The 26,061-nt window shown below is 37.4% G+C and carries 21 protein-coding genes and 2 pseudogenes; 9 read left to right on the top strand and 14 right to left on the bottom strand.

The window, feature by feature from the left end; genetic code table 11:
* Positions 1–656: 656 nt before the first annotated feature.
* Both A5N88_RS09455 and A5N88_RS09450 read right to left on the bottom strand, forming a co-directional pair.
* A complete protein-coding gene (locus tag A5N88_RS09455) occupies positions 657–2,009 on the bottom strand; it encodes an MFS transporter (protein WP_066265129.1) in 1,353 nt (450 codons plus the stop codon).
* 556 nt (positions 2,010–2,565) lie between these two features.
* Positions 2,566–3,303: an IclR family transcriptional regulator gene (locus tag A5N88_RS09450; protein WP_232317554.1), complete on the bottom strand. Its 738-nt coding sequence runs from the start codon at positions 3,301–3,303 to the stop codon at positions 2,566–2,568.
* Between the two features lie 402 nt (positions 3,304–3,705).
* On the opposite strand from A5N88_RS09450, the gene A5N88_RS09445 reads away from it, so the two are divergent.
* Genes A5N88_RS09445 through A5N88_RS09435 form a run of 3 tightly spaced genes read left to right on the top strand, consistent with a single transcriptional unit; the run spans position 3,706 to position 7,753 of the window.
* Positions 3,706–5,055 carry a lyase family protein gene (locus A5N88_RS09445; protein ID WP_066265123.1) on the top strand — a complete coding sequence of 450 codons (1,350 nt, stop codon included), beginning with the start codon at positions 3,706–3,708 and terminating at the stop codon, positions 5,053–5,055.
* Positions 5,039–6,565 carry an aldehyde dehydrogenase family protein gene (locus A5N88_RS09440; protein ID WP_083953097.1) on the top strand — a complete coding sequence of 509 codons (1,527 nt, stop codon included), beginning with the start codon at positions 5,039–5,041 and terminating at the stop codon, positions 6,563–6,565. The genes A5N88_RS09445 and A5N88_RS09440 overlap by 17 nt, the downstream gene beginning before the upstream one ends.
* Before the next feature lie 27 nt (positions 6,566–6,592).
* A complete protein-coding gene (locus tag A5N88_RS09435; RefSeq protein ID WP_066265120.1) occupies positions 6,593–7,753 on the top strand; it encodes a Zn-dependent alcohol dehydrogenase in 1,161 nt (386 codons plus the stop codon).
* 272 nt (positions 7,754–8,025) lie between these two features.
* Here A5N88_RS09435 and A5N88_RS09430 read toward each other — a convergent pair whose 3' ends face one another.
* From A5N88_RS09430 to A5N88_RS09410, 5 genes are all read right to left on the bottom strand, one after another.
* Positions 8,026–8,583, bottom strand: a complete 558-nt coding sequence (locus A5N88_RS09430) for a DUF3231 family protein (RefSeq protein WP_066265118.1) — start codon at positions 8,581–8,583, stop codon at positions 8,026–8,028.
* A 172-nt stretch (positions 8,584–8,755) separates the two neighbouring features.
* A complete protein-coding gene (locus A5N88_RS09425) occupies positions 8,756–9,859 on the bottom strand; it encodes a GerAB/ArcD/ProY family transporter (protein ID WP_066265114.1) in 1,104 nt (367 codons plus the stop codon).
* A gap of 26 nt (positions 9,860–9,885) precedes the next feature.
* Complete coding sequence (locus A5N88_RS09420; protein WP_083953096.1) at positions 9,886–11,106, bottom strand: Ger(x)C family spore germination protein; 1,221 nt, start codon at positions 11,104–11,106, stop codon at positions 9,886–9,888.
* A 25-nt stretch (positions 11,107–11,131) separates the two neighbouring features.
* The gene (locus A5N88_RS09415; RefSeq protein ID WP_157090633.1) at positions 11,132–12,676 is read right to left on the bottom strand and encodes a spore germination protein; all 1,545 of its coding nucleotides are present in this window, start codon (positions 12,674–12,676) and stop codon (positions 11,132–11,134) included.
* A 528-nt stretch (positions 12,677–13,204) separates the two neighbouring features.
* The gene (locus A5N88_RS09410; RefSeq protein ID WP_066265112.1) at positions 13,205–13,678 is read right to left on the bottom strand and encodes a metal-dependent hydrolase; all 474 of its coding nucleotides are present in this window, start codon (positions 13,676–13,678) and stop codon (positions 13,205–13,207) included.
* A 259-nt stretch (positions 13,679–13,937) separates the two neighbouring features.
* On the opposite strand from A5N88_RS09410, the gene A5N88_RS09405 reads away from it, so the two are divergent.
* Positions 13,938–14,747 (top strand): undecaprenyl-diphosphate phosphatase, encoded by an 810-nt coding sequence (locus tag A5N88_RS09405; protein WP_066265109.1) that lies wholly within the window; start codon positions 13,938–13,940, stop codon positions 14,745–14,747.
* A 312-nt stretch (positions 14,748–15,059) separates the two neighbouring features.
* The gene (locus A5N88_RS25485; protein WP_198160227.1) at positions 15,060–15,200 is read left to right on the top strand and encodes a hypothetical protein; all 141 of its coding nucleotides are present in this window, start codon (positions 15,060–15,062) and stop codon (positions 15,198–15,200) included.
* Between the two features lie 195 nt (positions 15,201–15,395).
* On the opposite strand, the pseudogene A5N88_RS09400 reads toward A5N88_RS25485, so the two are convergent.
* A pseudogene (locus A5N88_RS09400) lies at positions 15,396–16,272 on the bottom strand (AraC family transcriptional regulator).
* A 28-nt stretch (positions 16,273–16,300) separates the two neighbouring features.
* Between A5N88_RS09400 and A5N88_RS26115 the strand changes: the two are divergent.
* Positions 16,301–16,432: a hypothetical protein gene (locus tag A5N88_RS26115; RefSeq protein ID WP_260525552.1), complete on the top strand. Its 132-nt coding sequence runs from the start codon at positions 16,301–16,303 to the stop codon at positions 16,430–16,432.
* Between the two features lie 218 nt (positions 16,433–16,650).
* Here the strand turns inward: A5N88_RS26115 and padC are convergent.
* Positions 16,651–16,887 (bottom strand): annotated as a pseudogene (gene padC, locus A5N88_RS09395) (phenolic acid decarboxylase); the annotation flags it as partial.
* Positions 16,888–17,166: 279 nt separating this feature from the next.
* Positions 17,167–17,598 (bottom strand): hypothetical protein, encoded by a 432-nt coding sequence (locus tag A5N88_RS09390; RefSeq protein WP_066265106.1) that lies wholly within the window; start codon positions 17,596–17,598, stop codon positions 17,167–17,169.
* A gap of 424 nt (positions 17,599–18,022) precedes the next feature.
* Here A5N88_RS09390 and A5N88_RS09385 point away from each other — a divergent pair, with 424 nt between their 5' ends.
* Positions 18,023–19,567, top strand: coding sequence for a malate:quinone oxidoreductase (locus tag A5N88_RS09385; protein ID WP_066265104.1), 1,545 nt, complete (start codon positions 18,023–18,025; stop codon positions 19,565–19,567).
* Between the two features lie 93 nt (positions 19,568–19,660).
* Here the strand turns inward: A5N88_RS09385 and A5N88_RS09380 are convergent, their stop codons facing one another.
* The 3 genes from A5N88_RS09380 to A5N88_RS09375 form a co-directional block, all read right to left on the bottom strand.
* Entirely contained in the window at positions 19,661–20,542 is an 882-nt protein-coding gene (locus A5N88_RS09380) for a hypothetical protein (RefSeq protein ID WP_066265101.1), read from the bottom strand.
* Positions 20,543–20,701: 159 nt separating this feature from the next.
* The gene (locus A5N88_RS26110; RefSeq protein ID WP_260525551.1) at positions 20,702–20,824 is read right to left on the bottom strand and encodes a hypothetical protein; all 123 of its coding nucleotides are present in this window, start codon (positions 20,822–20,824) and stop codon (positions 20,702–20,704) included.
* Between the two features lie 287 nt (positions 20,825–21,111).
* Entirely contained in the window at positions 21,112–21,528 is a 417-nt protein-coding gene (locus A5N88_RS09375; RefSeq protein ID WP_066265099.1) for a DUF1284 domain-containing protein, read from the bottom strand.
* Positions 21,529–21,879: 351 nt separating this feature from the next.
* On the opposite strand from A5N88_RS09375, the gene A5N88_RS09370 reads away from it, so the two are divergent.
* Positions 21,880–24,264 (top strand): phosphoketolase family protein, encoded by a 2,385-nt coding sequence (locus tag A5N88_RS09370; protein WP_066265096.1) that lies wholly within the window; start codon positions 21,880–21,882, stop codon positions 24,262–24,264.
* Positions 24,265–24,693: 429 nt separating this feature from the next.
* The gene (locus A5N88_RS09365) at positions 24,694–25,011 is read left to right on the top strand and encodes an alpha-helical endospore appendage domain-containing protein (protein ID WP_232317625.1); all 318 of its coding nucleotides are present in this window, start codon (positions 24,694–24,696) and stop codon (positions 25,009–25,011) included.
* 333 nt (positions 25,012–25,344) lie between these two features.
* On the opposite strand, the gene A5N88_RS09360 is transcribed toward A5N88_RS09365, so the two are convergent.
* A complete protein-coding gene (locus A5N88_RS09360) occupies positions 25,345–25,935 on the bottom strand; it encodes an alpha-helical endospore appendage domain-containing protein (RefSeq protein ID WP_066265091.1) in 591 nt (196 codons plus the stop codon).
* Positions 25,936–26,061: the final 126 nt, after the last annotated feature.

The following is a 26,061-nucleotide window of genomic DNA, read 5'->3' as shown; positions in this document are numbered from 1 at the left end:
AACGAATTTTATCTGCAATAAAAAACATTAAAAATTATACTAATTTTTTTGAGTTGTTAGAGAGGACTCTGTTGCTTTTTAGCGTTCGTACGAAACGGCTGTTTCATACACCTTTCCTGTAAAATGAGCTAAAAATTGAGTAGTTATCAACATAGAAATTTAACAGACTCTATGAAGGTTAGCCAAAAATTATATTAGTTGGCTGTACGAATGTAAAAGAGATTGAGACATTTTTCCTCAATCTCTTTTTATTCAGATAAAAAAATAGGATTTGTTAAAGGACTTTGTTGTTTTTTACCCTATTTCTCGTGTAAAGTAACCATTTCTCATGAATGAACTAGTAAAATCGAGCAAAGTTTTCAACAAAAAACGTTAATAGAGGCCATTATGCACCTCAAATTCGCACTATGGCGCATGATAATGTGTTTTTTCTCCGTTAGCGATATAGCAATCAATACCACTAGCGGCAGTTTGGGTCGATGCTTCTAACACGCTAAAACATTCTTTCAAAAAAAACTGCACCTTCCATTGTTAGTATTGCTAACAATGGAAGGTGCAGTTTTTTTGTTGGCTTCTCTTTATAAATCCTTTATGATCCTTACATAATTTTGTAAACGCTTTTAAAATAGGGGAGAGAGAGGAGGATTTACTCTTTTTTATAAAACCTTACTATCCTTCAATTGAGACTTAACTTTATCAGTTTCAGTATTACTAGCCTCACTTAATGTCAGTGTTTTGGTTTCAGGTGCCCAGGCAATGGATGTTATCATTCCGATTAATAAAACAAGTGTAAGTCCCAGCATAGAGTAGGCAACACCAAAATTTGCAATAGCAGTTGGTAAGAAGAATGTCCCGGCTGCAGAACCAACCCTGCTTATGGCTGTTACAAATCCAATACCTGATGCTCGTACATCTGTTGGAAAGAGCTCTGCCGTGTAGACAGCTGTTAGATTACAAACGGCTGACATGACGATTGTGAAAATAATAAAACAGGTTATTAACAATGCACTCGATCCACTTGGTAATACACTTAAAAGAAAGAGGCAAACAGTGAGAATGGCAAACGAACCTATCAAGAATCCTCTTCTTGAAAATTTGTCTGTGCACCAAATACCGAAAATGGCACCAATAATTAAAAATATGTTTAATACTAAATCAGTCAAAAAGTTTTCTTTAAATCCCATATGGGTCAGTATAGAAGGCAAAAAGGTGTAAATTGCAAAATATGGTATAACTAGGCAGACGAAGAACAAGCTTCCTATTGCCGTACGTATACGTAAATTTTTATTGAATAGTTTTGAAAATCCTCCTTGATTTTGTACCTCGGTTTCATCAACTTCAATGTTTGGTCCAATATGCTTTGTTATAATTTGATTTGCTTCCTGCCTGCGCCCCTTACTGATAAGCCATCTTGGAGATTCCGGTGTTCCAATCCTCATTAGAAGCACGATTAAGGATGGAATAGTCCCGCTTACCAACATCCATCTCCAAGAGTCAGGAGAGCTTTGCTGCATAAAATATCCCAATACTGTTGAACCGGCATATCCTACTGCCCACATGACTTCTAAAGAGCCCAATAATGAGCCGCGGTACTTTCTTGGTGCGAACTCTGCTAACATCGTAACACCAACTGTATAGTCTCCGCCAAGTCCAATACCAATAAGGACCCTTAAAATAAATAATTCTACAGCATTATGAACAAAAAACTGTAAAAACGTTGCAACGGTAATAAGTAAAAAATTAAAAATAAAGATTTTTTGTCTCCCAATTCTGTCCGAGAGCCATCCTAATAATAGGCTGCCAATAAAAATTCCTATAAGAGCAGAACTCCCTATCAATCCTACCCAAATCGGGGTGAGATGCATTTGGGGAGTAAGCATCACTAGAGCAATACTTATAATTCCGAGAGCATAAGCATCAGTGAAATGGGCACCAAAAGTAAGCGCTGTAATTTTTAAGTGAAACTTATTAAGTGGAGCATCATCTAGCCTCATTCTTTTTTCAGCCATTATGTTTCCCTCTTTTCTTTATGATTTTTAAGAAAATATAAAAGCAAATACATTGATGGTTCCAAATTTAAGGTTTAATCTGGAATATTTTCCATCCCCCTTTTTCAGTATCCTTAAATACTATCTTCTTGCAACCAAGTGAAAATCCAGAAGTATCTGATATTTCTTTCAAGTCTTAAATCCCTAAGGGAATTTAGGTTAAGTGAAGGAAAGCGGTTACAAGTATAGGTGGATAACTGTTGTGTAAATCTGTTCATAATATGAACAATATTTTCGTAATTTGAATTATAGTCAAATTATAAAGTTTTCGTTTAATTTATGTCAATTGATTTTTTATACTATGGCTAAGATCATATCCAAAAGCTGAAAGGACGATTTTCAACAGCGTAAGATAAAAGGTGGGCGGAGCATAAAAAAAGAGCACAAAGGTGCTCTTTTTAGAAAGATAAATTTAAAAACCTTTTTAAAAAAATCTATGTTGATAGGAAACACCATGTTGTTAAGACATAGCCATTGAATAAAATAAGTGGGCAGGTATTGATAAAACAAAGCATATTTAAAGATTTTGAGAGATCCTTTGAGCTTCTGAGATGATAAGGGGAGCTGACGCTAATACCCTGTCTTTTGTAAAACGGAAATTTGGACCGCATAAGCTTAGAAAAGCAATTAGATTCTTCTGTTTGTCTAAAATAGGTGCAGAAATACCGTTTTCACTTTCATCTAATTCGCCCAAGGAAGTTCCGAATCCATTTTTATGTACTAACTCAACCTCCTTAAGTAATTGTTCATGATCTGTAATTGTAAACTGAGTCATCTTTTCCAATGGCTGTTGTTGGAACAGTGTGTGTAGCTCATCGTTAGAAAGGCGGCTTAATAACAGCTTTCCATTAGATGTGCAGTGAAGCGGTAGTAGAACATTCACATAATCAATTAAACGGACACTGTGCGGCGAATCAATTTGGTCAATCGTTAAAGTTCCAAAATGTTTGGGCACACTTAAAAGAACAGATTCTCCTGTTTCTTCCCTTAAACGTTCCATACTTGGACGAGCCCTGCGAACAAGTGGAGCATATTGATCTGTTCCTGCTCCGAGCCGGCTTGCAGCATAACCTATACAATACCCTTTGGTAAGCGGATCACGTTCAATGAAATCATGCTGTTCTAAAGTGGCAAGTAACCGCCATACAGTTGTCCTATTCATATTTGATTTGTTTACCAAGTCACCAATTAAGATGGGAGCATTATTATCTGCTACTAATTTAAGCAATGTTAAGGCTCGGTCCACTGCTTGCACAAATGAATTTTCTTGTTTTTTATTTTGGTCTGGTTGTGAGTTATTAGTTTTCATATGAATTATTATAAAGTAATCGCATCCATCATTGCTACCTATACGATTAGTTAAAAAATTTAATTTTTATAAAAAACAAAATCTGATTTGACTGAATCCACTATACGATTTACAATAATTATATAGTTCTTATTATGAATAATATGTTCATTATACGAACGTTAAAGGATGGAGGGATTTATTAGCATCGCAGACCTTAATAATTGTATCTGCTTGTTTTTAGTTATGAAGGCGCATACATTAATGGACTTAAATGTAATCCCTAATTGAAAACATGTATAGCATATAGTCTATATAGTAGATTTTAAGATTGATATTAACTTTCGTGTTAAGAGAGAAGGTATTCAAGTGAAAAGAGTAAGGATTGAGGAAGATTTCATCGGGACAATCGAACTTCCAGCTGACGCTCTTTACGGTATTAATACCATAAGAACGGTTCAAAATCTTTCTTTTTCAGGGCAAACTTTACGAAACTATCCTACCTACATTCAAGCCCTTGCAATGGTAAAAAAAGCGGCAGCGAGTGCAAATTTTGAAATAGGCTCGATAAAAAAAGAAATGTATGACGCAATCAATACTGCCTGTAGTGAGATTTTATCTGGGTCGCATAATCAACATTTTGTCGTTGATATCCTTCATGGCGGCGGTGGAATAGGTACGAATATGAACATGAATGAGGTCATAGCAAATCTTTCTAATAAAAGAATGGGTGGAACAATAGGAAGCTATGAACCGGTTCATCCAACAGAACATATTAATGCCTCTCAATCTACATCAGATGTATGCCATACCGCTATAAGGATGGCGATAATCCTAAGTTTTCAGCCCCTGCGCGCTGAAATCGAAAGATGTATAAAACATATTGATGAAAAAGCAGCGGCATTTCAACAAGTGACAACGATTGCCCGCACTTGTTTACAAGATGGAATGCAGATACAGCTGGGAGATACTTTTAGCGGCTATAGTGCGGTGATTAAGAGAAGATTGACTTCTTTAGAAGAAGCTATTGAAAAACTTTATCAGATTAATATAGGTGGAACCGTGATTGGGTCAGGTATAGGTGCCCCTCAGGCTTACCGGGACATTGTGGTATCCAAACTTTGCGAAGTTACAGGAAGGCCGTTTTGTCAGCGTGAAAATCTATTTGATGCAGCACAAAATATCGATGACCTTGCCAATGTATCCAGTGAACTGCGTATGCTGTCCTCCTGCCTGATTAAGGTAGCAAAAGATTTACGTCTTCTTTCATCAGGGCCAGACGCTGGTTTTGCTGAAATTGAGCTTCCAGCGGTACAAGCCGGCTCATCTTTTTTTCCTGGCAAAGTAAACCCTGTGATTCCGGAAACATTAATCCAATGCTGCTTTCAAGTAATTGGTTGTGACCGTGTCGTTCAAGCATCACTGGAACATGGCGAGTTGGATTTAAACATATTTGAAGGTGCTGCTGGTGCAAATGTTTTAGATGCGATGAAAATGCTGGAAAATGCCCTTTCATCGTTTGCCGGGAATTGTGTAAAGGGAATTCAAGCAAATCACCAAAGGTGCGAAGAACTTTCTAACAGCTTTATCCCACTCGTTGTGAAGCTGAAAGAAAGGGTTGGATATTCTGCCGTATCGAAGCTGCTGAAGGAAAGAGGCAGAGAAGGGATAAAAAATTATTATAACAGTGGAGGCGAGGAACTTGACACAAATCAATGAAAAAACAGTATTTGAAAGAATTGAACAACCTAAATTAGCCTGGGCAGAAGAATGGTTGAAAGAAACAAAGAAATTATATATCAACGGAGAGTGGGTTAATAGTTTTAATGATGAAATAATCGAGTCTATCAATCCAGCAAAGGGACAAGTACTTGGAACATTTCAAAGTGCTGCAAAAGAGGATGTGGACAAGGCTGTAGATGCAGCAAGAGAAGCATTCGATCATGGAGCTTGGAGTAAGATATCGCGTAAAGAACGTGCAAAAATAATGCGCAAAATCAGTGCGTTGATTGATGAGCACCGTGCAGAACTTGCTACAATCGAAACTCTTGATAACGGTAAGCTATATACAGAATCTTATCATGATACGGTTGGAGAATCAGTCGATATTTTTGAATACTATGCCGGCTGGACAGATAAATATTACGGTGAAAACAATCCTGTTGAGGGTGATTTTTTAAGCATTACAACAAGAGATCCAATTGGTGTGTGCGGACAAATCGTTCCTTTCAACTTTCCTCTTGATATGGCTGCATGGAAGCTTGCACCGGCATTGGCTATGGGAAATACGGTCGTGTTAAAGCCGTCAGAAAAAACATCTTTTTCCGTTATCCGGCTGTTTGAAATAATTGATGAAGCAGATATTTTACCAAAAGGAGTCATCAACTTAATCCTTGGCGGCGGTGAAGCGGGAAGGAATATTGCCACACATATGGGTGTAGATAAAGTGGCATTTACAGGAAGTACGGAAATTGGAAGGCAGCTTGTACACAATTCAGCGGATTCTAACCTAAAGCCTGTCTCACTTGAGCTTGGAGGGAAATCTCCAAACATTCTATTTAATGATGCTCAGGATCTTGATTTTGCGATTGAGCGTTCATTTTACGGTTTGTTTACACACAAAGGGGAAAAATGTTCTGCCCCGACTCGTTTGTTTGCACATGTTGATGTGTACGATAAAGTGGTTGAAGACATTGCCGCACTCGCGAACAGCTATATAGTAGGAGACCCATTTGACCCGAAAACCAATCAAGGCGCTCAAGTTTCTAAAGCTCATATGGAGCGCATTTTAGACTACATTGAAAGTGGCAAGAACCAAGGAGCCCGCTTGGTGGCTGGCGGAGAACGTGATATAACAGGTGAAAATGCAAATGGTTACTTTATTCGCCCAACGATTTTCGCTGAAGTAGACAATAAGATGAAAATTGCCCAAGAAGAAATCTTCGGACCGGTTCTTTGTATTATTCCTTTTGAAACAGAAGAAGAAGTTATCAAAATGGCTAATGATACGATATATGGCCTTGGTGCAGGTCTCTGGACGAATGATGTTTCCAGAGCACATCGTGTAGCAAATAAACTTCAAGCTGGGATGGTTTTTGTCAACAAGTACGGATGTTATGATTTTGCAAGTCCTTTCGGCGGATGGAAACAAAGCGGCTGGGGAAAAGAGTACGCGATTCATTCTCTGCAATCCTATACAAAACAAAAAGCAATCTGGTTTGCATATTAAAATTCTGGAGACATGGGGGAACATAAAATGAAAATGAAAGCTGCAGTCATGACAGGGGCAGGAAAACCGCTTGAAATTCAAGAAGTAGAACTGGCTGAACCAAAAGCGAATGAGGTTCTTGTGAAAATTGAAGCAACAGGCGTTTGCCACAGCGATTTAAACGCATTAACCGATGAAACAACACCCGCACCCACGATTCTTGGCCATGAAGGGGCGGGTATTGTGGCCGCTGTTGGGCCGAATGTAAAAAGTGTGAAGGCTGGAGATAAAGTAGCGTTGAGCTGGGTACCTTATTGCGGAACTTGTGAATTTTGCGTGACAGGGGCTGTTCATTTATGTGAGTCAGCTTTTGGGCCTATGTTTGATGGGACATTATTAGATGGTACTTCTCGCTTAAGTAAAGATGGTAAGACGATTTTTCATAATTCTTTGTTATCTACATTCGCTGAATATGCAGTCGTGCCGGAGATGTCATGTGTAAAGCTTCCAAATGAGATGCCTCTGGCACAAGCATCCCTAATTGGCTGCGGTGTTGCAACGGGGTATGGGGCAGCTGTTAATGCTGCTAATGTAAAACCGGGATCTACGGTTGCCGTTTTTGGTATCGGCGGTGTCGGTGTAAATGCCATTCAAGGGGCACGGATTGCAGGTGCTGCCAAAATCATAGCATGTGATGTAAAACCGGCCAATCTTGAAATGGCCAAAAAATTCGGTGCAACACATACTGTCAATGTGGCTGAAGAAAATGTGGAAGAGGCTTTGAAAGCGCTGACGGGCGGCTTTGGTGTTCACTTTGCTATCGATTGCTCAGGGAATACGAAGGCAACCGAGGGAGCGTGGAAAGGGACTCGTAAAGGTGGAACCGTTGTGGTTGTTGGTGCGTTCAATCCTTCAATTACATTAAACCTTCCTGCAGGCGGATTCCACCGGGTTGGAAAAATCCTAAAAGGAAGCTTCTACGGCGATACACAGCCGTTCCGTGATTTTCCAATGATTGCTCAGCTTTATTTGGATGGGAAATTTATGTTGGATGAACTTGTACTCGATCGAATTAAACTCGATGATATTAATAAAGCCCTTGATTCTTTTCATGATTGTAATTGTATTAATGTAGGACGCTCTGTGATTGAATTTTCATCGGAGTCTCCTAAAAAATCAAAATTAGAAGAAGTTGAATTCATTTCTTAAAACAAGCGGCTTCTCAAACATTATATGCTTGGATAAATGGTAGAGCAGAATCATTCGCACAAAGTTCTCTTAATTTAATAAGCACAAACTATTTTTATCCTGTTGGATCATTTGGTTAAGCTGTTCAAGAGTAGGTTCGAGAATCTGTAAATGAAAACGATTAAAAAAGTCTGAACTCCAAAGGAGCAGGCTTTTTTTATTATGCTTTAATAAAAATTCACAATCATTTCAAATGGCCATTCCAACTATTAAGAGAGATATTCCTTCCGCAATTATTCATTCTTTAGAACTAAGCTGCCAGGAGGATTGTAATATGGAGGGATTCTTAACCAGCCTCTTTCCTTCATTAAATTTTTTAAGGGTGCCGCAAATTTCATTAATTCAATTTGTATTTCAAAGAACAACATTCCAACATCGGTTCTGACAGTTTTCGACATAGCTTGTGCACAGAAAGTAATGGAAGAAGCAATTTTGACAGAAATCAGATTTGCTATTTCATCATCCGTTAGTTTTACTCCTTCAGGGACAGCACTTGGTTCGGAGATAGGTTTGTCTGGATTCACGAAAGGTAAAGGAACCCCTTCTTGCAATAGAAATTCTTCAATGATCTTTGTATCGCCTTTACTGCTTTCTAATGCGTTAATAAGTACATGTTTTAAGTCGGGGTCTGTTGTTGTATTAAGGCCAACCTGGTATAGAGAATGTGCTTCATGGAAAGCGGTGAATGCTGTCCATAAGTCCATTACTTCGCCAACATGCAGTGCAGGTTTTGGCTCTTTATCGATGAAATTTTTAATTAAAGCACTTAGTGTTTCTATAGCTCTTGTCATACTGCACCCCAGTTAGTTTTTTAGTAGTATTTTTCCAATTAATCATAAATTTTATTCAGCAGGTGCATGTGCTAACGGGGGAGGTTAATTAAAAAGAAATACAATGTTTTTTCAGATTATGTACGATGAAACCAGTGATTTGGCCCCACATCCTCTTAGTACAAATCGTGATTTATAAACTTTTTAACCGATCTTTACGAATCCAAGCTACTAGTAGTAACAATAGTGGAATCGCAATTTGCATAGGAGTAAGAATAAAGATAGGGAAAATCTTTAGTCCTATAAAAAGATGTTCTACTGTATTATGGGCCATCAAAATAGAAGCGGAAAAAATGATGATGCAAATAATGAAGTTAGTCAGCCTTTTTTTCTTAATTTTAAACAAATCGTTTATGCCGATATAAGCTGCATAGGTGAAGATCGTGATTTTGAAGAATATACAGATCATCATAACTGAAATAGCAATTGCATCTAACCGCTGTAAAAAGTTTAGTACATTTACCTGCTGGGAAAGAATATGAAGGGGAAAAACGCTTGTTGAAGCAATATAAGGACCTAATGCTGCTATTTCTAGGACAGCAGTTAAACAAAGAGATAAACCAGCTAACAGCATAGCTGATATACCTGCTTTACGAACAGCTTTTGCTTGATTCAGATAGGGGAACAACATGGTGAATGCAACCGATTCACCAAATGGAACGTTAATGGTAATCGGGAGTGTATTTGTTAGAATCTCCCTCCAATTTACTTGAAATAAAGGGAAAAAACGTTTAATTTGCAAAGCATGTCCGGTGAAGAAAAGTAAAATAGTTCCAACAGATCCTAAAATAAGGATGATAACAAAAAAGATTTCACCAGCTCTTCCTAAAGGTTCAATTCCTACAAAGATAGCGTATGCGACTAAAATCATGATGACTGCCCCGATTGTTAATTTAGAGGTGTACGGGAGAATTGAAATGATAATTAATTCCATTAAATCCCGTACATCTCTTGCAGCCGTGTTCATAAATAATAATATATAGAGCAGTGATAATGGAATCCCTAGGAAACGTCCCAGTATTCTGGGAATAAGGGATGTTAGGGGAAGATTTTTGTTCATTCGGTACAGAGCCGTATAGATTAAAAGTAAGATAATCCCAATACCTGTACTCAAAAGAAGAATCCACCATGCGTCTTGTTTAGCTGTTAAACCAGTCCCAATTACAATTGCCGTCCCTAGTTCAAATAAATACATCAAAGTAAATAGTTGATAAGGACCAATCTTTTGGTTATTCATAAAATCTTCATCCTAACTAAATTTGTTTATTTAATATCGTTAATAAACGACTTTCCAAATTTTCCGGTCCTTTCTATTGTTACATGGACATTGACATCAACTGGGAGAACCTTAAAAGTCTGGTTCCAATTTTTTTTCAAAGTCATCCATGCCTTTGGCTGATAGGCATAAATACTGCTTCCAAATCCAAATATGTCGGAATCATATTTACGTTGAACCGTTTGTACGGTTTTTTTAATTTTTTGTTTAATTGCCTGTTCTGTCAGGGCTTCTATTAAAGAAATAGTATGAGGGTTTGTTAAATCTACATCTTGACAATCAATTTCGGAAATCCTGCCTTTTGCCTGAACCTGGACTTTAATTTTAGGTCTATGATTTTGAAACAGTACTTTAATCTTAGTGGATGATTTTGTAAGTGTAGCCAGTAAACTGCCTTTTTTATTTGGACACACGAGAGATTCTGAAGTCTGAAATACATTATCTGTAATATAGTTATATCCGCTGCTTTCTTCCTCATTAAGCCAGCCAATTAATTTATCCTTTTTAAATACAGCCAGGCCTTTATAGATAAACCGGGAATCTTTATGTATTTCCTGAATGTTTGCTGTAGAATTAGCTTTCTCTAGTTTTGCTTTATTATTTTTATTAGTAACAGTTATTCCAGTTAATATTGGATTTTTGCCCTCCGACACTAAATCGGTGACAAGCTGCTGTATTTTTACAGTAGTCAATGGTGCCCATATATTTTCGGAGGATGTTAATGCTTTAAACATATTTCCCCCAGGAATTTTATCAATAGGCGTAGTTATTTTTAACAGCTGTTGGGCTTCAATGGATTTTGCTACCACAATTAGAAAATCTGAACGGAAGTCTGGAGCTCTAAAGAAAAGATCTAAAATTTTACCTAATCCCTTTTTTGCTAACCTGTCGCTAATGACAAGCATTTGTAAGTGCGCTAAATAGATTCTGCGAGGAGCTTTTACTGAAACTCTTCTTAATGCTTCTCCCACTGTTTTTCCTTTTTCTTGATATATGGTTACAGCAGCATTCCCGCTGCCTCCCTTTTGAGATGATACTTCCCCTGGATCTACTACTTGTATAGTTACCAGGAAACCATCAGGCCTTTTATCAATAGCTATCGCCGAGGCTATAGCCATGTCATTTAGCTCCCTTCTGCTTGAACACCCGGAAGCCAAAATAAGAATAAAAGAAAGTGTAAGACCTACTGCCATTATCCGTTTTAGCATCGCTTCCACCTACAAACCTGTTTATTTAGTCATATACTTTGTTTTTTTTTAACTTTTTTCTAGAACGAGTATCAGCCAGATTTCTCGGCACTCGTATCAGAGTATCTTTTTGCTTGGACAGAACCAAGGGCGCAAAAGGACTCATATATGGCACGCCGAATGATTTTAGTCGACATAAATGGAGAATGAGTGCGATTAATCCAGTGGTTATTCCAAATAAGCCCAATGTTGCTGCTAACAGTATAAAAGCAAATCTCAAAAGCCTTATAGGGATAGCCATATGAAAAGCAGGAAACGCAAAGCTTGAAATAGCTGTTATAGAGACAACAATCACCATCGCTGCTGAGACCAGACCTGCCTCTACTGCGGCTTGTCCGATTACCAATGCTCCAACAATAGAAACAGCAGAACCAACTGATTTTGGAAGTCTAATTCCTGCTTCTCGCAATATTTCCAGTGTAATTTCCATAAATAGAGCCTCTATAAAGGCGGGAAACGGTACACCTTCACGCTGAGCCGCAAGATTATAAAGAAGGGCAGTAGGCAGCATTTCTTGATGATAGGTGGAAACAGCAATATAAAGGGAAGGAGCCAACAAAGCTATGAAGAGACTTAAAATTCTTAGAATTCTAGTAAAGGTAGCAAAATCTGCGCTTTGGTAATAGTCTTCTGGAGATTGATAAAATTGGCTGAACAGGGCTGGAACGATTAAAACAAAAGGAGTTCCATCAACAACAACAGCGACCCTTCCCTCCAAAAGAGCAGCAGCTACAGCATCGGGACGTTCTGTATTTTGTACAGTTGGAAATGGTGTAAATTGTTGATCCTGTATGAATTCTTCAATATAGCCACTTTCCAAAATACTGTCCGTATCAATTTTCATTAAGCGTTTACGTAATTCATCTAGTATTTGTTCATCGACTAAGTCCTGAATATACAGAATAGCAATATCCGTTTTCGTTAAGCTTCCAATTTTTTTTGATTCCACACGAAAATTTGGATGCTTTATTTTGCGACGAACCAAAGTAATATTAGTTCGGAGTGATTCAGTGAATCCTTCTTTTGGTCCCCGAACAAGTCCCTCTGTTTCCGGCTCCGAAATACCTCTTTGTTCGAACCCTTGTAACCCAATGGCAAAGCCCTGAGTATAGCCTTCTACTAAAATAATCATATGTCCGGATAATATTTTATCCAGAAGATCATGAAAAAGGTGAACTTCCTTTAAATCTGTAACTGTAAGTAGGGAGTCTTTTAAGACTTCTAAAACTTTCTTAGGCTTAACATCCATACTTCGGCTTTCAAACATTAATGATTCCATCACAAAATTCTGGGCTGATTTGGAATCAATTAATCCATCGATATAAATAAGAGCAATGGCAATACTCTCGTTTTTACCCATTTTTATTGTTCGAAAAATAATATCACTGCTATCTCCTAAGGATTGTTTTATTTTGAGTAAATTTACTTGAAGATTTAAGTTTAGGGTTTGAGGACTTTCACTTGAGAGGGGAGAATCAGGAGATGAAATACTCATAAAAAGCTTATCAACCATTTTCCTCATGATGCCCATTAGAACAACCCCATTATTAGTAGTATTTAAACTTGCATAAATATTATTAGTAATCGGCTACCATATATACCTATTGAGAAAAAAAGCTTAAAGAAGTAAAGTTTGACGCTGTTGGCTACTTTAATGGAAAAAGTGTATAGATAATAACAAGGGAAATCAAGGTGAATGATGGTGCAATCAACCTGGCGAGTAAATCATACAGCTGAGATTTGTTCTGTGGCGTTATTTTTCTTGCATAGAAAATAACAATAAATCACATGAAAACACAAAGATTTTAAATGATTTCATCAATAGGTAACATCTAGAATCGGTATCGATATACTTAAAATATATAGTTAAGAAAAAAACAAAAAGCCGATTTCATGAGTGGAATCGGCTTTTGTAAACTTTAGGAAAAGCTGTTTTTGCATAGACTGTTGCTTTTCAGAAAAGTGTTAAATCCGTATTAAGTGACGAAATTAGTACTCCGATGAGCAAGGTGCTTGCGCGTTTATTAGAAAAAACTTCGTTGATACTGGAAATACGCCTCTAAACAATTTTTTGGTAACCACAGTAAGCTATGTATAAGACCAATGCCAGCATAAATACTTTTTCCAACGGGCCGCCTGTCCGAATTCCCAGAGGGATTCTTATCCGAATTTTAAGGGGCCACAAAAACTGAATGCCTTCTTTGGTTAGGGCATCGAGCACCATATGGCTGAACATCCCTATGAGAATCCCAAATTCAAAGTCTATATTCCAATGTGTAAACTTAAACAACAGAAAGGCTAAAAATAAAAATAATAGGCTATGTGTAAAGGTTCGGTGACCAAAAAGACCACTAATGACATTGTCCAACAACGGAATCTTTCGGCCTAACGTGGATCCTGTATGATCAATATCAGGGATTAAAGCCCCTACGGCACAGCTGCTAACAAATAACAATGGATCATTCGCGGAATTAACGGATAAATATAAGAGACCTGCCGCTGCCCCGCCTAACACATGCGTTTTCCCTTGCATTTCATTCTCTCCTTTATCGTAACGGCTAAACGGTTAATGAAAAGTTAATTATACCGAAAAATTACTATGGTGGAATAAAAATAGATAAAAATTCCGGATAATATAAAGAAACAAAAAGGGGAGTAAGGTGATAGCTCGGACAAAGGTCATGTATTATTTCCATCATGTAACAAAATTTACGAAAATAATACACAATCTTAACCTGAAGTCTTGAATTAATTTGTATACTAAATCAGATTAATGGAAAGGAGGAATTTTGGTGAACATTTTGCAAACTATCATATTATCTATCGTACAAGGAATAACGGAGCTATTTCCGATAAGCAGTGTGGCACATGGTGTTCTTACACCGTATGTTTTTCATTGGAATTTGGATGAGGAATTTTTAAAAGTTCATTTTCTCCCGTTTGTAGTGATGCTTCATTTAGGAACTGCGCTTGCCTTATTATTATTTTTCTGGAGAGAATGGGCGGATATAGTCAAATCGCTCTTTAGTGGAAGCAAAAAAGTATTGGTTTTGGTGATTGTCGCCACATTGCCTGCAGCGATTATTGGTCTTGTGTTAGAAAAACCATTAACGAATTTATTTAGCAATGTAACAACTGCCGCAATCTTTTTGATTGTAAATGGATTTTTCCTTTATTTTGGGGAAAAGCTTCGTTCAAGGGGAACAAAAGAAATCGAGGATTTAACGATAAAAGAAGCAGCGATTATTGGCTTGTTCCAATCATTAGCTCTCATTCCAGGCTTTTCACGTTCCGGTTCCAGTATGACTGCAGGGTTCTGGGCTGGGCTGAAGCATGAAGCTTCAGCTAAATTCTCGATGATATTGGCAACACCCATCATTGCGGGCGCCAGCATTCTGGAAGTCCCAAAAATCTTAAAATCCCATACTCCAGGATTATTAGAAACTTCACTAATCGGTGGAGTAGTCGCAGGTATTTTTGCATTCTTAAGTGTCTGGATTTTAATGAGATGGTTTAAAAAGAAAGAAATCAACGCAATGCGTCCGTTTGTTTATTATTGTTGGATTGTAGGAGCTCTCGTGTTAATTACAAAACTCCTGTAATCACGTTCGTAAATACATAAAACTTTAACATACGACGATTAAAGAAATGATGAAATGTTTTTAGGAAAAAAGTGATTGCTGCTAAATTGGCAATCACTTTTTCTTCGTCTTTCTTCTAGGCAGTTGTTGTTTTAGGTTAAATGTTCTGCTTAGGTGAAATTTTGAGCAAGAAACGAAAAGTTATTAACATAGAAATTTATCCCGAGTCAGACCAGTGAATAGAACAAGCCAGACGCCAGAATAACTATTTTTTGGTCGAAGGAAACTTTTTTGTTTTTGTAAAATATAATGAGAATAAAGGAGTTGATTCGGATGCAAATGGATAAACGCATGAAGAAAAAAATAATGGTTAATTCATACCTGTGTTTGAAAATGGGAATTATTAGTGAATCGGAATATAAAAGAATTTTAGAAACGTTTCAAGGCCATGAACGCCCATTGTGGAGTGAATAATAAGTTAATACACCTAGATTTTAAAGATTTTTGGTTGAAATGTTTCCTCGAGGCAAAAAAGGTAAGTTTTTCACACTGAATAAATGAATTATTTAAAGATCAATTATAAGGATGCAATTGAAAAAAATAACCTCTTCTTGAGAATTTTATAAGAGGTTATTTTTATATTGCTGGGCTATACAAATCAGACTAATCCTAATCTTTTTTGGAAACAGGGATCCATATTTCACTCTTATACATTGGCAGGGTAGTATCCTTCTTTTCGTTCCAGAGAATTTCCGGGCCTTCTATCTGTTCATAGCTGGAGGAAGGGAACCATTCGGAGTATATACGCCCCCATACATCCTGCAGTGTATCGGGAAAAGGGCCGATTGCTTCAAATACTGCCCAAGTAGACGGAGCAACCTCTAAGATGGAGAAGTGGTCCGGACAGAAACCTGTTGTTGCAACACCTATATAATGATCAAACTCTGCTCTTTCCTCCATTCTTCCTTGTGAAAAATTTGCTGATGCGTTAATCAATCCGAAAGGCTGTACATTGGAAAGTTTTAAGAGATCGTTTAAGGTGTTCTCTGTCAGCCCTTTCCACATTGATGCAATGGCAGGATTAATTCCTTTGAATACAAGGGGGATTCTTTTTTTGATTCCAATGACTCTAAAAGCAGCTTTCTCTTCAATACGATACTTCATCTCATTTCCCCCTCTTATGGATAAATGGAAAGAGATTGGCGGGTAAGCTTTTAGTGCTGCTCCGGCATTTCTTGCTTCCGATGGTGTAATACCATGAAAGTTCTGAAAGGCTCTTGTAAACGAATCTGGTGAGCTGTAACCAAACTTTACTGCGATATCAATCACCTTTACGTTAGGATCTTTTAATTCAAAAGCTGCAAGTGTAAGTCTTCTTCGGCGGATATATTCTGACAGTGTAGTACCTGCAAGAAACGAAAACATCCTTTTGAAATGATACTCCGAGCAAAAAGCAAGCCTCGCAACTTCTTTAAAATCAATACTATTTTGTCAAATTTTTCTCAATAAAACAAATTGCATTATTCATCCCATTAAGCAAATCCATTGCCACCCCCCCTTATTAAGAGAATAACATGAGTGAAGTTAATGAACTCGACATTTCGCTCACCATTCTGCAGGGGTTTAGTCAGTTCCATTTGGAAATCATCTTTCCCATTACTGAAGGCGATATTTATATAGATTGCTACATAACGTATAAAGGATAAATTCGTAAGCGGTCAGTCTTCTTGGCATTTATTTTTGTAAGTATCTTAGAAGATCTTACGGACAAACTGTTATCATTTATTTGTATTAAGGCTTTACTGGAAGACACTAAAAAACACGCATCGATTGCTCAATGCGTGTTTGATGCCAGCTTGACATATTTTCGTATTAAAGAGTGTTTGCTCCATTGCTATGCATCTATTGAAAAAAGAGAATTCCCTTATTTTAACTTGCCGGCTCGAATATCATCTGTCATTCCTTCATATGGAGCAACAGAAATCAAGTCTTCATTATCAACGCCTGCGTTTTCGATAAATGTAATATCAGCAAATTCTGGTACTGCATATTTTGGATAGGTTTCATATTTTTCACGGGGCTCCTTCATGAGATCAAGATAGTCGTTAGGGTGGCAGACCGTAATTTGAGGGGGCTCATGAACCCATTTCGGGAAAATGATACTCCGCGCATCCTTTCTTTCTTTACTTTAAAATGAGCTAAAAACGAGAAGTTCTCATTATAGACAACTGAAAATGAGTGCTTTCGCTCATATCGGTAAGGCAATGATTATTACCAGAGGTCGGTTTGGCTTGACGTTTCAAACTTGTAATAGAGTTATTTTCAGGGTAGCATTTTACCAAAAAAAGAGGAGTTCGCCAAATGAATGGCTGCTCCTTTTTTTGCTTTGTTTTTTAATTCTTACAAGTTAAAAAATACACTTTTTAAGAGATAGCATGCTTCATGTTTTTTGGTTATCTTGTTTAGCAATTTGTTTATCAATAAAGGATTTTATAAAAGATACGTCAATGGTGTAATTCTTTTTATTAATTTCTACAGTTGCTTTATTTTGATCAGAAACACCGTCAAGCTTAAATAAAGCGCTTTGAATCTCATACCTTTTTGTTTGAGGGTTGTAATTGAACTTTGCTGCAGTAAGATCTTTTTTGATTACCGGCTCAATCGTATGGGCAGTAAAGCTCTGAGTTGCGGCAATAGGCTTTTGAAGATTTTTTAAAAATCCTGATCCAAAAACACCTGCAGCTCCTAAAAGGAGGACGATAATAGCTAAGGTGATGGCGGTTTTAAATAGCTTCATTATTAATGGTAGCACCACAAATAGAACAATGCATATTAAAAGGATTACGAATAAATGATTTAAAATAAAATCCAATAGGCTCACCTCTTTTGATAGTTAAATCTTTATCATTATAGACATTTTTCCTTAAAATTTAAAAAGAGAAAGATTAATTTCTTCTTTTTTAGACAAATGATATCTTTTAAAAACCGAAATAGAAAGTTAAAATAAAGAAGAGAAGACAATGAAATGGTTTACAATGGCTGTTTTCGTATAGAGTATTGCTTTAGGCACAATGGGTAATAGTGGCATCTTTTCCTAATGAACGAATGGAAAAATAGAAATAAATTTTGTGAAATTGGTGGAAAGTTGCAATAATAGAGTTGGAGACTATGATATGATATGTAATAAGACAGAATAGGGATGTGTCTAGGCTTGGACATTGCTTGGCTGATACCAAAGCAGGAGCGCCAGCATCCTTTCTGCGAATTTTAGGGGATAAGGAAGAAGGAAGGTAAAAATGAGCAACCGAGAAACTAAAACAGATGTTATCTTAATTGGTGCAGGAATTATGAGTGCGACTTTGGGAACACTTCTGAAAGAATTAGTATCGGACTGGAAAATTACTGTATTTGAAAAGCTTTCAAATCCTGGTGATGAAAGCTCTAATGAATGGAATAATGCGGGAACAGGGCATGCAGCACTTTGCGAGCTTAATTACACCGTTGAAAAGCCCGATGGATCAGTAGATATTAGTAAAGCAATAAACATTAATGAACAGTTTCAGGTTTCAATGCAGTTTTGGTCTCATCTCGTAAACAGCAATCAAATCAGCAATCCTCAGAACTTTATCATGCAGCTGCCTCATATGAGCTTAGTGCAGGGGGAAAAAGATGTTTCTTTTCTAAAGAAACGTTTTAAAGCGCTATCAAATAATCCATTGTTCCAAGGAATGGAATTTTCAGATAATCCGGAAAAACTGAGGGAATGGATTCCCCTTATTATGCAAGAGCGTACATCGAATGAGCCAATTGCTGCGACAAAAATTGACTCTGGAACAGATGTCAATTTCGGTGCTTTAACGCGAATGCTCTTTGACCATTTGCAGGATAAAAATGTCGATATACATTACAACCATAGCGTTCAGGATATTAAACGTACCAGCGACGGCTTGTGGGAACTGAAAATACGAAATATTGAAAGCGGTGCTATCGAACGCCATACTGCAAAATTTGTCTTTATTGGCGGGGGTGGAGGCAGCCTGCATTTATTGCAAAAATCTGGAATTCCTGAAGGTAGGCATATTGGGGGATTTCCTGTAAGCGGTATATTTATGGTGTGCAATAATCCGGAAGTAATCGCAAAGCACCATGCAAAAGTGTATGGAAAAGCAAAGGTTGGCGCTCCTCCAATGTCCGTTCCCCACCTTGATACGCGCTTTATAGATAATAAAAAATCACTGCTATTTGGACCTTTTGCAGGATTCTCGCCAAAGTTTTTAAAGACGGGTTCTATGTTTGATTTAATTACTTCCGTTAAACCGGATAATCTTATTACGATGCTTTCAGCTGGCATTAAAAATATGTCGTTAACAAAATATTTGATTCAGCAGGTTTTACTATCAAAAGAACAGCGGATGGAAGAGCTGCGTGAGTTTATCCCGAATGCAAAGAGCGAGGACTGGGATTTAGTCATAGCGGGCCAGCGTGTACAAGTGATTAAGGATACGAAAGAAGGCGGAAAAGGAACTCTGCAATTTGGTACCGAAGTTATTACTGCCGCCGATGGCTCTGTTGCTGCATTACTTGGCGCTTCTCCTGGTGCATCTACAGCTGTTCATGTCATGCTTGAAGTCATTGCAAAATGCTTTCCTGAACACATGAAGGACTGGGAACCTAAAATTAAAGAAATGATTCCTTCTTATGGGCTGTCACTCCTGAAAAACCCCGAGCTACTGGAAGAAATTCATGAATCCACAGCACAGGCGCTTCGTTTAAGAGGAAAAAGCCGATCTTTTGTTAGATCAATGGATATCGATACAAGGGTGTTAAGTGAAAAAAAATAGTCTTCTATAAAAGTAAAAGGTCAGCCAATAATTGATTGGCTGACCTTTTATAATATACGTATTTTATTTAGCAGGTACCTGCTGTAAAGCTTTCTAATTCTGTTTATAAGACCGACTATCGTATGCTGATTGCTTTTGTTTTCTTTTGAAACGAGGTTCTTTTTTATTTGATTTTGCGACTCTAAAAAATAGAATCAATCCTGCATTAAACAGCAAGGCCCATACAAGTGCGAATTTATTGCCGCTTAAATAGATGCCTGCTAAAGGAATCACCATAAACGCAAGGCTTTTCACATAGTAATTAACTTTAGGATTGATTGCTATCACAGCTGCTACTGCAACAAGTGCCGAAGAAACCAAATTATGACCCAAAATAGATTGCGTAGTATAGGTTGTGTAGAAATAGTATCCCAATGCTCCTAAAATAGCAATTAAGGATAGATAAAATCTTATAAGCGCATTTTTATAGAACAGGATCCAAATAGCAATATAATTAATAGCTATACATATTCCAACGACAGATATTGTATGATAGAGCGAACTAAAGGAATCGTTCATAAAATTTAAAAGGAAATGGATATTGTAACAAACAGCAGCTACCGCTAAAATTTTTAGTACTATTTTGCCCCAGAAGAGGTCCGCTTTCTTTTTGCTTTTTGGTTTTCTGGATCTGGATCGCGTATACCCATCGGTTTCGGGTTCTTCTACTGATTTATTCTTATTCATTCCTAAAAACCGTTGTTTATACCCTTTTTCCTCCTGTGCCTTTCTCAATTCCTGCCTATTTGGATACTTTATTTCTTTATTTTCTTCTGAGGGCACACTTTCCTCAACATGCCTGGTAGAGTGCTCTCTGTCTATATATTCTTCGGCATAAATATTTTCTGTTTCTTGCCGGGCAGTGTACTCTTCTCCTTGATTATTTACGTTAAAAGTATCTTCTGCTTGCTGGCCTGATCTTGAATGTCTATCCATTGCATATTCACCTCAAAAATATCTTTTCATGATGATTATAACTCATTTTGATAAAAGTTGTGAGAGAGTAGGGAAAGGAATTCAATCAACTAAAGTTTCGATTCTCCATTGGAAGTTATCTTATAAGTTGGTAGTGCTCTGATTATCCTGCTGGTTGATTTACACTGCAGGCACTCGCTTTCCGCGGGGCGGTTGCGGAGCCTCCTCGTCGCATGCTCCTGCGGGGTCTCCGCAAACACGCTGATCCCGCAGGAGTCTCGTGCCTTCCGCTTCAATCAACATTGGACTGGTTTCTATTCCAGGATCTAACAAAGGTATGGTGGAGTGCTCTGATTATCCTGCTGGTTGATTTCTGCTCCAATCAACATAGGTCTAAAGCCTCTTTAATAATTAATTGCTGTGTTCCCTATCTCTCAGTCAAAGAATACAAAATCCGTACGCCGATGAGCAAGGCGCTTGCGCTTTTCTTATTTTATATTTTAAAAGTCTTTTTGAAGGATTGCTGGAACTGATTATCCTTCTATGAAAATGGCAGGATCAATGAGATCCTTTACATATTTTAAACTGTATTATTTAATTTCTCTTAAACCTTTACCTTCATGAAGATCTTGAATTCCTTCTTCACAAACTCCATATGAACGCCAGGAACAGGTTTCACACACAAGCTGTATGTCCGAGGGGGTTATATGCTTTCGTATGCAAGACTCAATAAATTCCCATGAAAGAATTTGTCCAATCTTCAAACCTAATTTATCCAGGATAGCCGCATCCCTTTCATAAATGTGTCTATCAAGACAATGGTACTCACCTGAGTTTGGGTACTTTTCACATAACTGATCCGGTCCCTTTATTATCTGGATGGATGTTTTGGGGTTGTTTCTAAGAGTTTGATGCAGAAGTGTCATATTTTCCACATATTCTTTTGAGTATCCCATCCCACGATAGCCTAAAAGGCAAAAAAGGTGGTGACCGCGAAGTTTATACATAATCCTTCCCTCCAGATAGCAGTCAGTTTCCATTCAATAAATGTTAACTCAAAAATAAAATAGTTAACATATCTCCTCATCATATCATATCTTAGACAGTTCCAATTAAGGTTTTTTAAAAAGAGAAGTTAATAATTTTTTATTAAGGCTATTAAAATTCTATGTTCAAACAACAAAGCCATTAATAAATATTCTCTAATATAAACAACAAATTCATTTTTCTCAATGAATCTTATTGGAAAAATGGGGTAGGTGTATAGAGAAACTCTTTAAAGCCTTTAAAAAGAGCCGGGATTCTTCTATATATCAACATTGTAAATGAATATTTTAAATAAGGAATGGTGATAAGAAATGCATCAATCTACTAAACTGATGGATTTTTCCTCTAAAGATTATTTGAATAAACTGGATGCCTACTGGAGAGCGGCCAATTATCTTTCAGTGGGTCAATTATATTTAAAAGATAATCCTATGCTTAGAAATCCTCTTAAGGCTGCTGACGTAAAGATAAAACCTATCGGACATTGGGGGACCATTGCGGGGCAAAATTTTATTTATGCCCATTTAAACCGTGTCATTAATAAATATGATGCAAACATCCTGTATATTGAAGGACCTGGACACGGCGGCCAAGTAATGGTTTCCAACTCCTATCTTGATGGGAGCTACAGTGAAATCTATCCCGAAGTCTCACAGGATATCAATGGAATGAAGAAATTATTTCGGCAATTTTCATTCCCGGGGGGTGTTGCTTCGCATGCTGCTCCCGGAACACCGGGATCCATTCATGAAGGGGGAGAGCTCGGATATTCACTTTCTCACGGCGTTGGTGCCATACTGGATAATCCCGATTTGATTGCTGCTGTCGTTATTGGCGATGGGGAAGCTGAAACAGGGCCGCTAGCTGCATCCTGGTTTTCCAATCGGTTCATCAATCCAGTAAATGACGGAGCTGTTTTGCCCATTTTACATTTAAATGGTTACAAGTTAAGTAACCCGACGATTTTATCACGTGTAAATGATGAGGATTTAACCAAATATTTTGAAGGTATGGCATGGGAACCATTCTTTGTGGTGGGGGATGATCCCGAAAAGCTGCATCCGGAAATGGCAAAAGTGTTCGATACTGTCATAGAGAAAATTAAAGCAATCCAAGAAGGTGCCCATAAATCCAATAAGTCTGTTCACCCGCGATGGCCCATGATTGTATTCAGGACACCTAAAGGATGGACTGGCCCCAAAGAAAAAAATGGAGTACCCATCGAAGGCTCATTTCGGGCACACCAGATTCCGCTTTCTGTAAATCAGCAAAATATGGAATATTCCGATGCACTAACGGAGTGGTTAAAAAGCTACAAACCGGAAGATCTATTTGATGAAACTGGCCGTATTAAGCCTGACATTGAAGGGATCACCCCTAAAGGGGAAAAACGCATGGCGATGAATCCTGTCGCAAACGCAGGAAAGCATGTTGTCGATCTGCAGCTTCCAGATTTTCGACAATATGCCTTGGATAACTCTGTGCCTGGGAAAGCCAAAGCGCAGGATATGGAGGTTCTAGGTAATTACTTAAAGGCTGTTATACAAGAAAACCGGAAAAACCGCAACTTTAGAATATTTGGCCCGGATGAAACTATGTCTAACCGGCTGTCTCCGCTGTTTGACGTAACCAATCGACAATGGGAGGCATCCATCCGCGAACCGAATGATGAATTTTTAGGTGCAAAGGGTCGTGTCATTGATTCACAATTATCTGAGCACCAGGCTGAAGGAATGCTGGAAGGTTACGTTCTGACAGGCCGCCATGGTTTTTTTGCAAGCTATGGATCATTTTTGCGTGTGGTCGACTCTATGTTAACCCAGCACTTTAAATGGATGCGAAAGGCATCTGATCAAAAGTGGCGGGCTGATATTCCTTCGTTAAATATTGTGTCTTCTTCGACAGTATTCCAGCAGGATCATAACGGCTATACCCACCAGGATCCGGGAATATTAGGCCACCTGGCTGATAAAAAGCCGGAGTTTATTCGAGAGTATCTGCCAGCGGATGCAAACACACTGCTTGCCGTCTTTGACAAAGTCTTAAATGACAGGCAAAAGATCAACCTGATTGTTTCTTCTAAGCATCCCCGTCCGCAATGGTTCTCTGCCAGCGAAGCAAAGGAATTAGTGGAAAAGGGTTTAAAAAGAATTGAATGGGCAAGCACAGATCAGGGTGCTGAACCGGATCTGGTGATAGCGGCTTGTGGAACTGAACCGAATCTTGAGAGCTTGGCTGCCATAAGCATTTTGCATGAAAAGCTGCCTGAGCTGAAGATTCGTTTTATCAATGTTGTGGATATACTAAAACTCAGAAGCCAAAGGCTTGATCCGCGAGGCTTATCTGATGAGGAATTTAATCAGTTTTTCACAAAAGAAAAGCCAGTTATTTTCGTATTCCATGGCTTTGAAGGCTTAATTAGAAATTTGCTCTTTGATCGCCACAACCGTAACGTACACATTCATGGTTACCGTGAAAATGGAGATATTACCACCCCATTTGATATGCGTGTCATAAATCAAATGGACCGTTACAATTTAGTTAAAGAAGCTGTAAGGAATCTTCCTGATGTTAAAAAAAGTGAGAATATTATTCAGGAAATGGACAATATCCTTGAAAAGCACAGGCAATTTATTCCTACTGAAGGGACAGATTTACCAGAGGTGGAAAACTGGGAATGGAATGGATTGGAATGAAGAACCTTTTTGTTCAAGGCTTTGTTAAAGGGTACTATTGTTTTTAGATCATTCGTGTGATACGGCGTTTCACACGCCTTTCAGCATAGCTGAAAGGTTATAGTAAGGAAAGAAACCAAAACCAAACAAGTTTGCTTTTGGTTTCTTTCTATATTGTAAAATGAGCTGAAAAACGAGCATATATCAACATTGAAATTTAATACAGAAAAATATTTTATTAATTTACTTTTTGATATCATCAATTCTAACGTAATGACCGAGTACATGAAAGGATAAGGATATAAGGATAAAAGCCCAAGCAGAGTTTTGATGACTGTATCCGAAATAAGCAGAGCAAATTGAGGTTTATAAAAAATAGTGAAATAAGACAACCATTTAAAATCATATAAATAAAACGAGTGTAATTACGGGAGGTGACGTAATTTGTCTATGCCTAATATTCCAAATATAAATCCGGAATTAAAATTAAAAAGGGGAGACGTCATTAACCTTTTGCTTACATCTGTAGCCTTGGAAGGAATCGGCCATTCAAATTTACTAAATGCAGAGGGAGAAAAACTCCAGAAGGCTATACAACAGGCAGAGACCTTGGGGGATTTACTGGAAGCAAGCAGAAGTGTAGAAAAGATTATTGAAATAATTATTAAAAAAGAAATATTATTGCAATTTAAGCTTGAAGAATTACTGGGAATTCCAATGTATCCAAAGCAATCGGAGGATGAGGAAAAAATAGATCCAACCTGGTAAAAAGAATTCTACACTTACTTTGAAACAAAAATGGGAAGTAAAAAAAAAATACCCTCAGGCTGTCAAGATATTCTCGACAGCCATTTTGAGTTTGTCGTGGGACATTATTTTGAAACGATAGGTTAGTCAGGCTGTTAACCTAGTGTCAGAAAATAAAAAATTGCAATGGAGCATTATTGAGAAGGGTTTCCCTACAAGCTGAGGATGTTTATTTATTTGAAAAAGATTTTTTTCTAAGCATTGAAACTAAGTTTAACTAATGAATGTTGATTGGATAATATCTAATGAAAGTATATATGGGAGATGTTTCAGTTTGGCGGTGAGCAAATGTTTTTATCGTGGGCACTTAATTAGGTTCAATTTTTTTATTTGAAGGCTGTGCAATTCAATGACAGTATTCATTATTTTTTCTGCTGTATTTTCTATGAAAAGAAAATGCTCTTTTTTAATTTTACTTTTATTAGTATTTTGCATGAGAGTGTTTACGGCCAATAGGTGGTGACTTAAAAATTTTTGTTTATTTATAATAATATCCTTGTACTTGTAAACGAAGTTTTGATCTGCTTTTGCCCAATAGTCTTGGTCTTTTTCAACATGAATGTTTCGAAGTGATTCAGAACATTGATGTAACTCTACTTTTTCTGTAAAAGAAAAAATCATTTCAAGTTTCTTATATAAAAGCCAATCTCTCTTCATCACAGAATCAATAATTCTCAGAATGGATTGATTGAATTCTAAGACCTCCGTATTTTTGAGGGAGGCATGATTGAAATTTTCGACAGCGAAAACATTTATTTTGTCAGCCTCTATAGAAATGAAATTTGCAAGTGCCATTTCTTCTTCTGCAACAGATTGCAATAATTTTATGAACACTTCTTCAAATGAAGGAATGTTCCTATCTTCGTTTAAATTTGAAATAAGCACTATTCATTACTCCTTAAAAATCAAAGTCATTATCATTATATGTTCATAATACGGATGTAGTCTTATCTTTTTCTGTAGAATTTTAATGTAATAAATCCTTCATTTTAATCAAATCCCTCCAAAAGC

This window comes from Heyndrickxia acidicola (assembly GCF_001636425.1).
In the GTDB taxonomy this organism is placed as follows: Bacteria; Bacillota; Bacilli; order Bacillales; family Bacillaceae_C; genus Bacillus_AE; species Bacillus_AE acidicola.
This window is presented reverse-complemented; position numbering and strand designations above follow the sequence as displayed.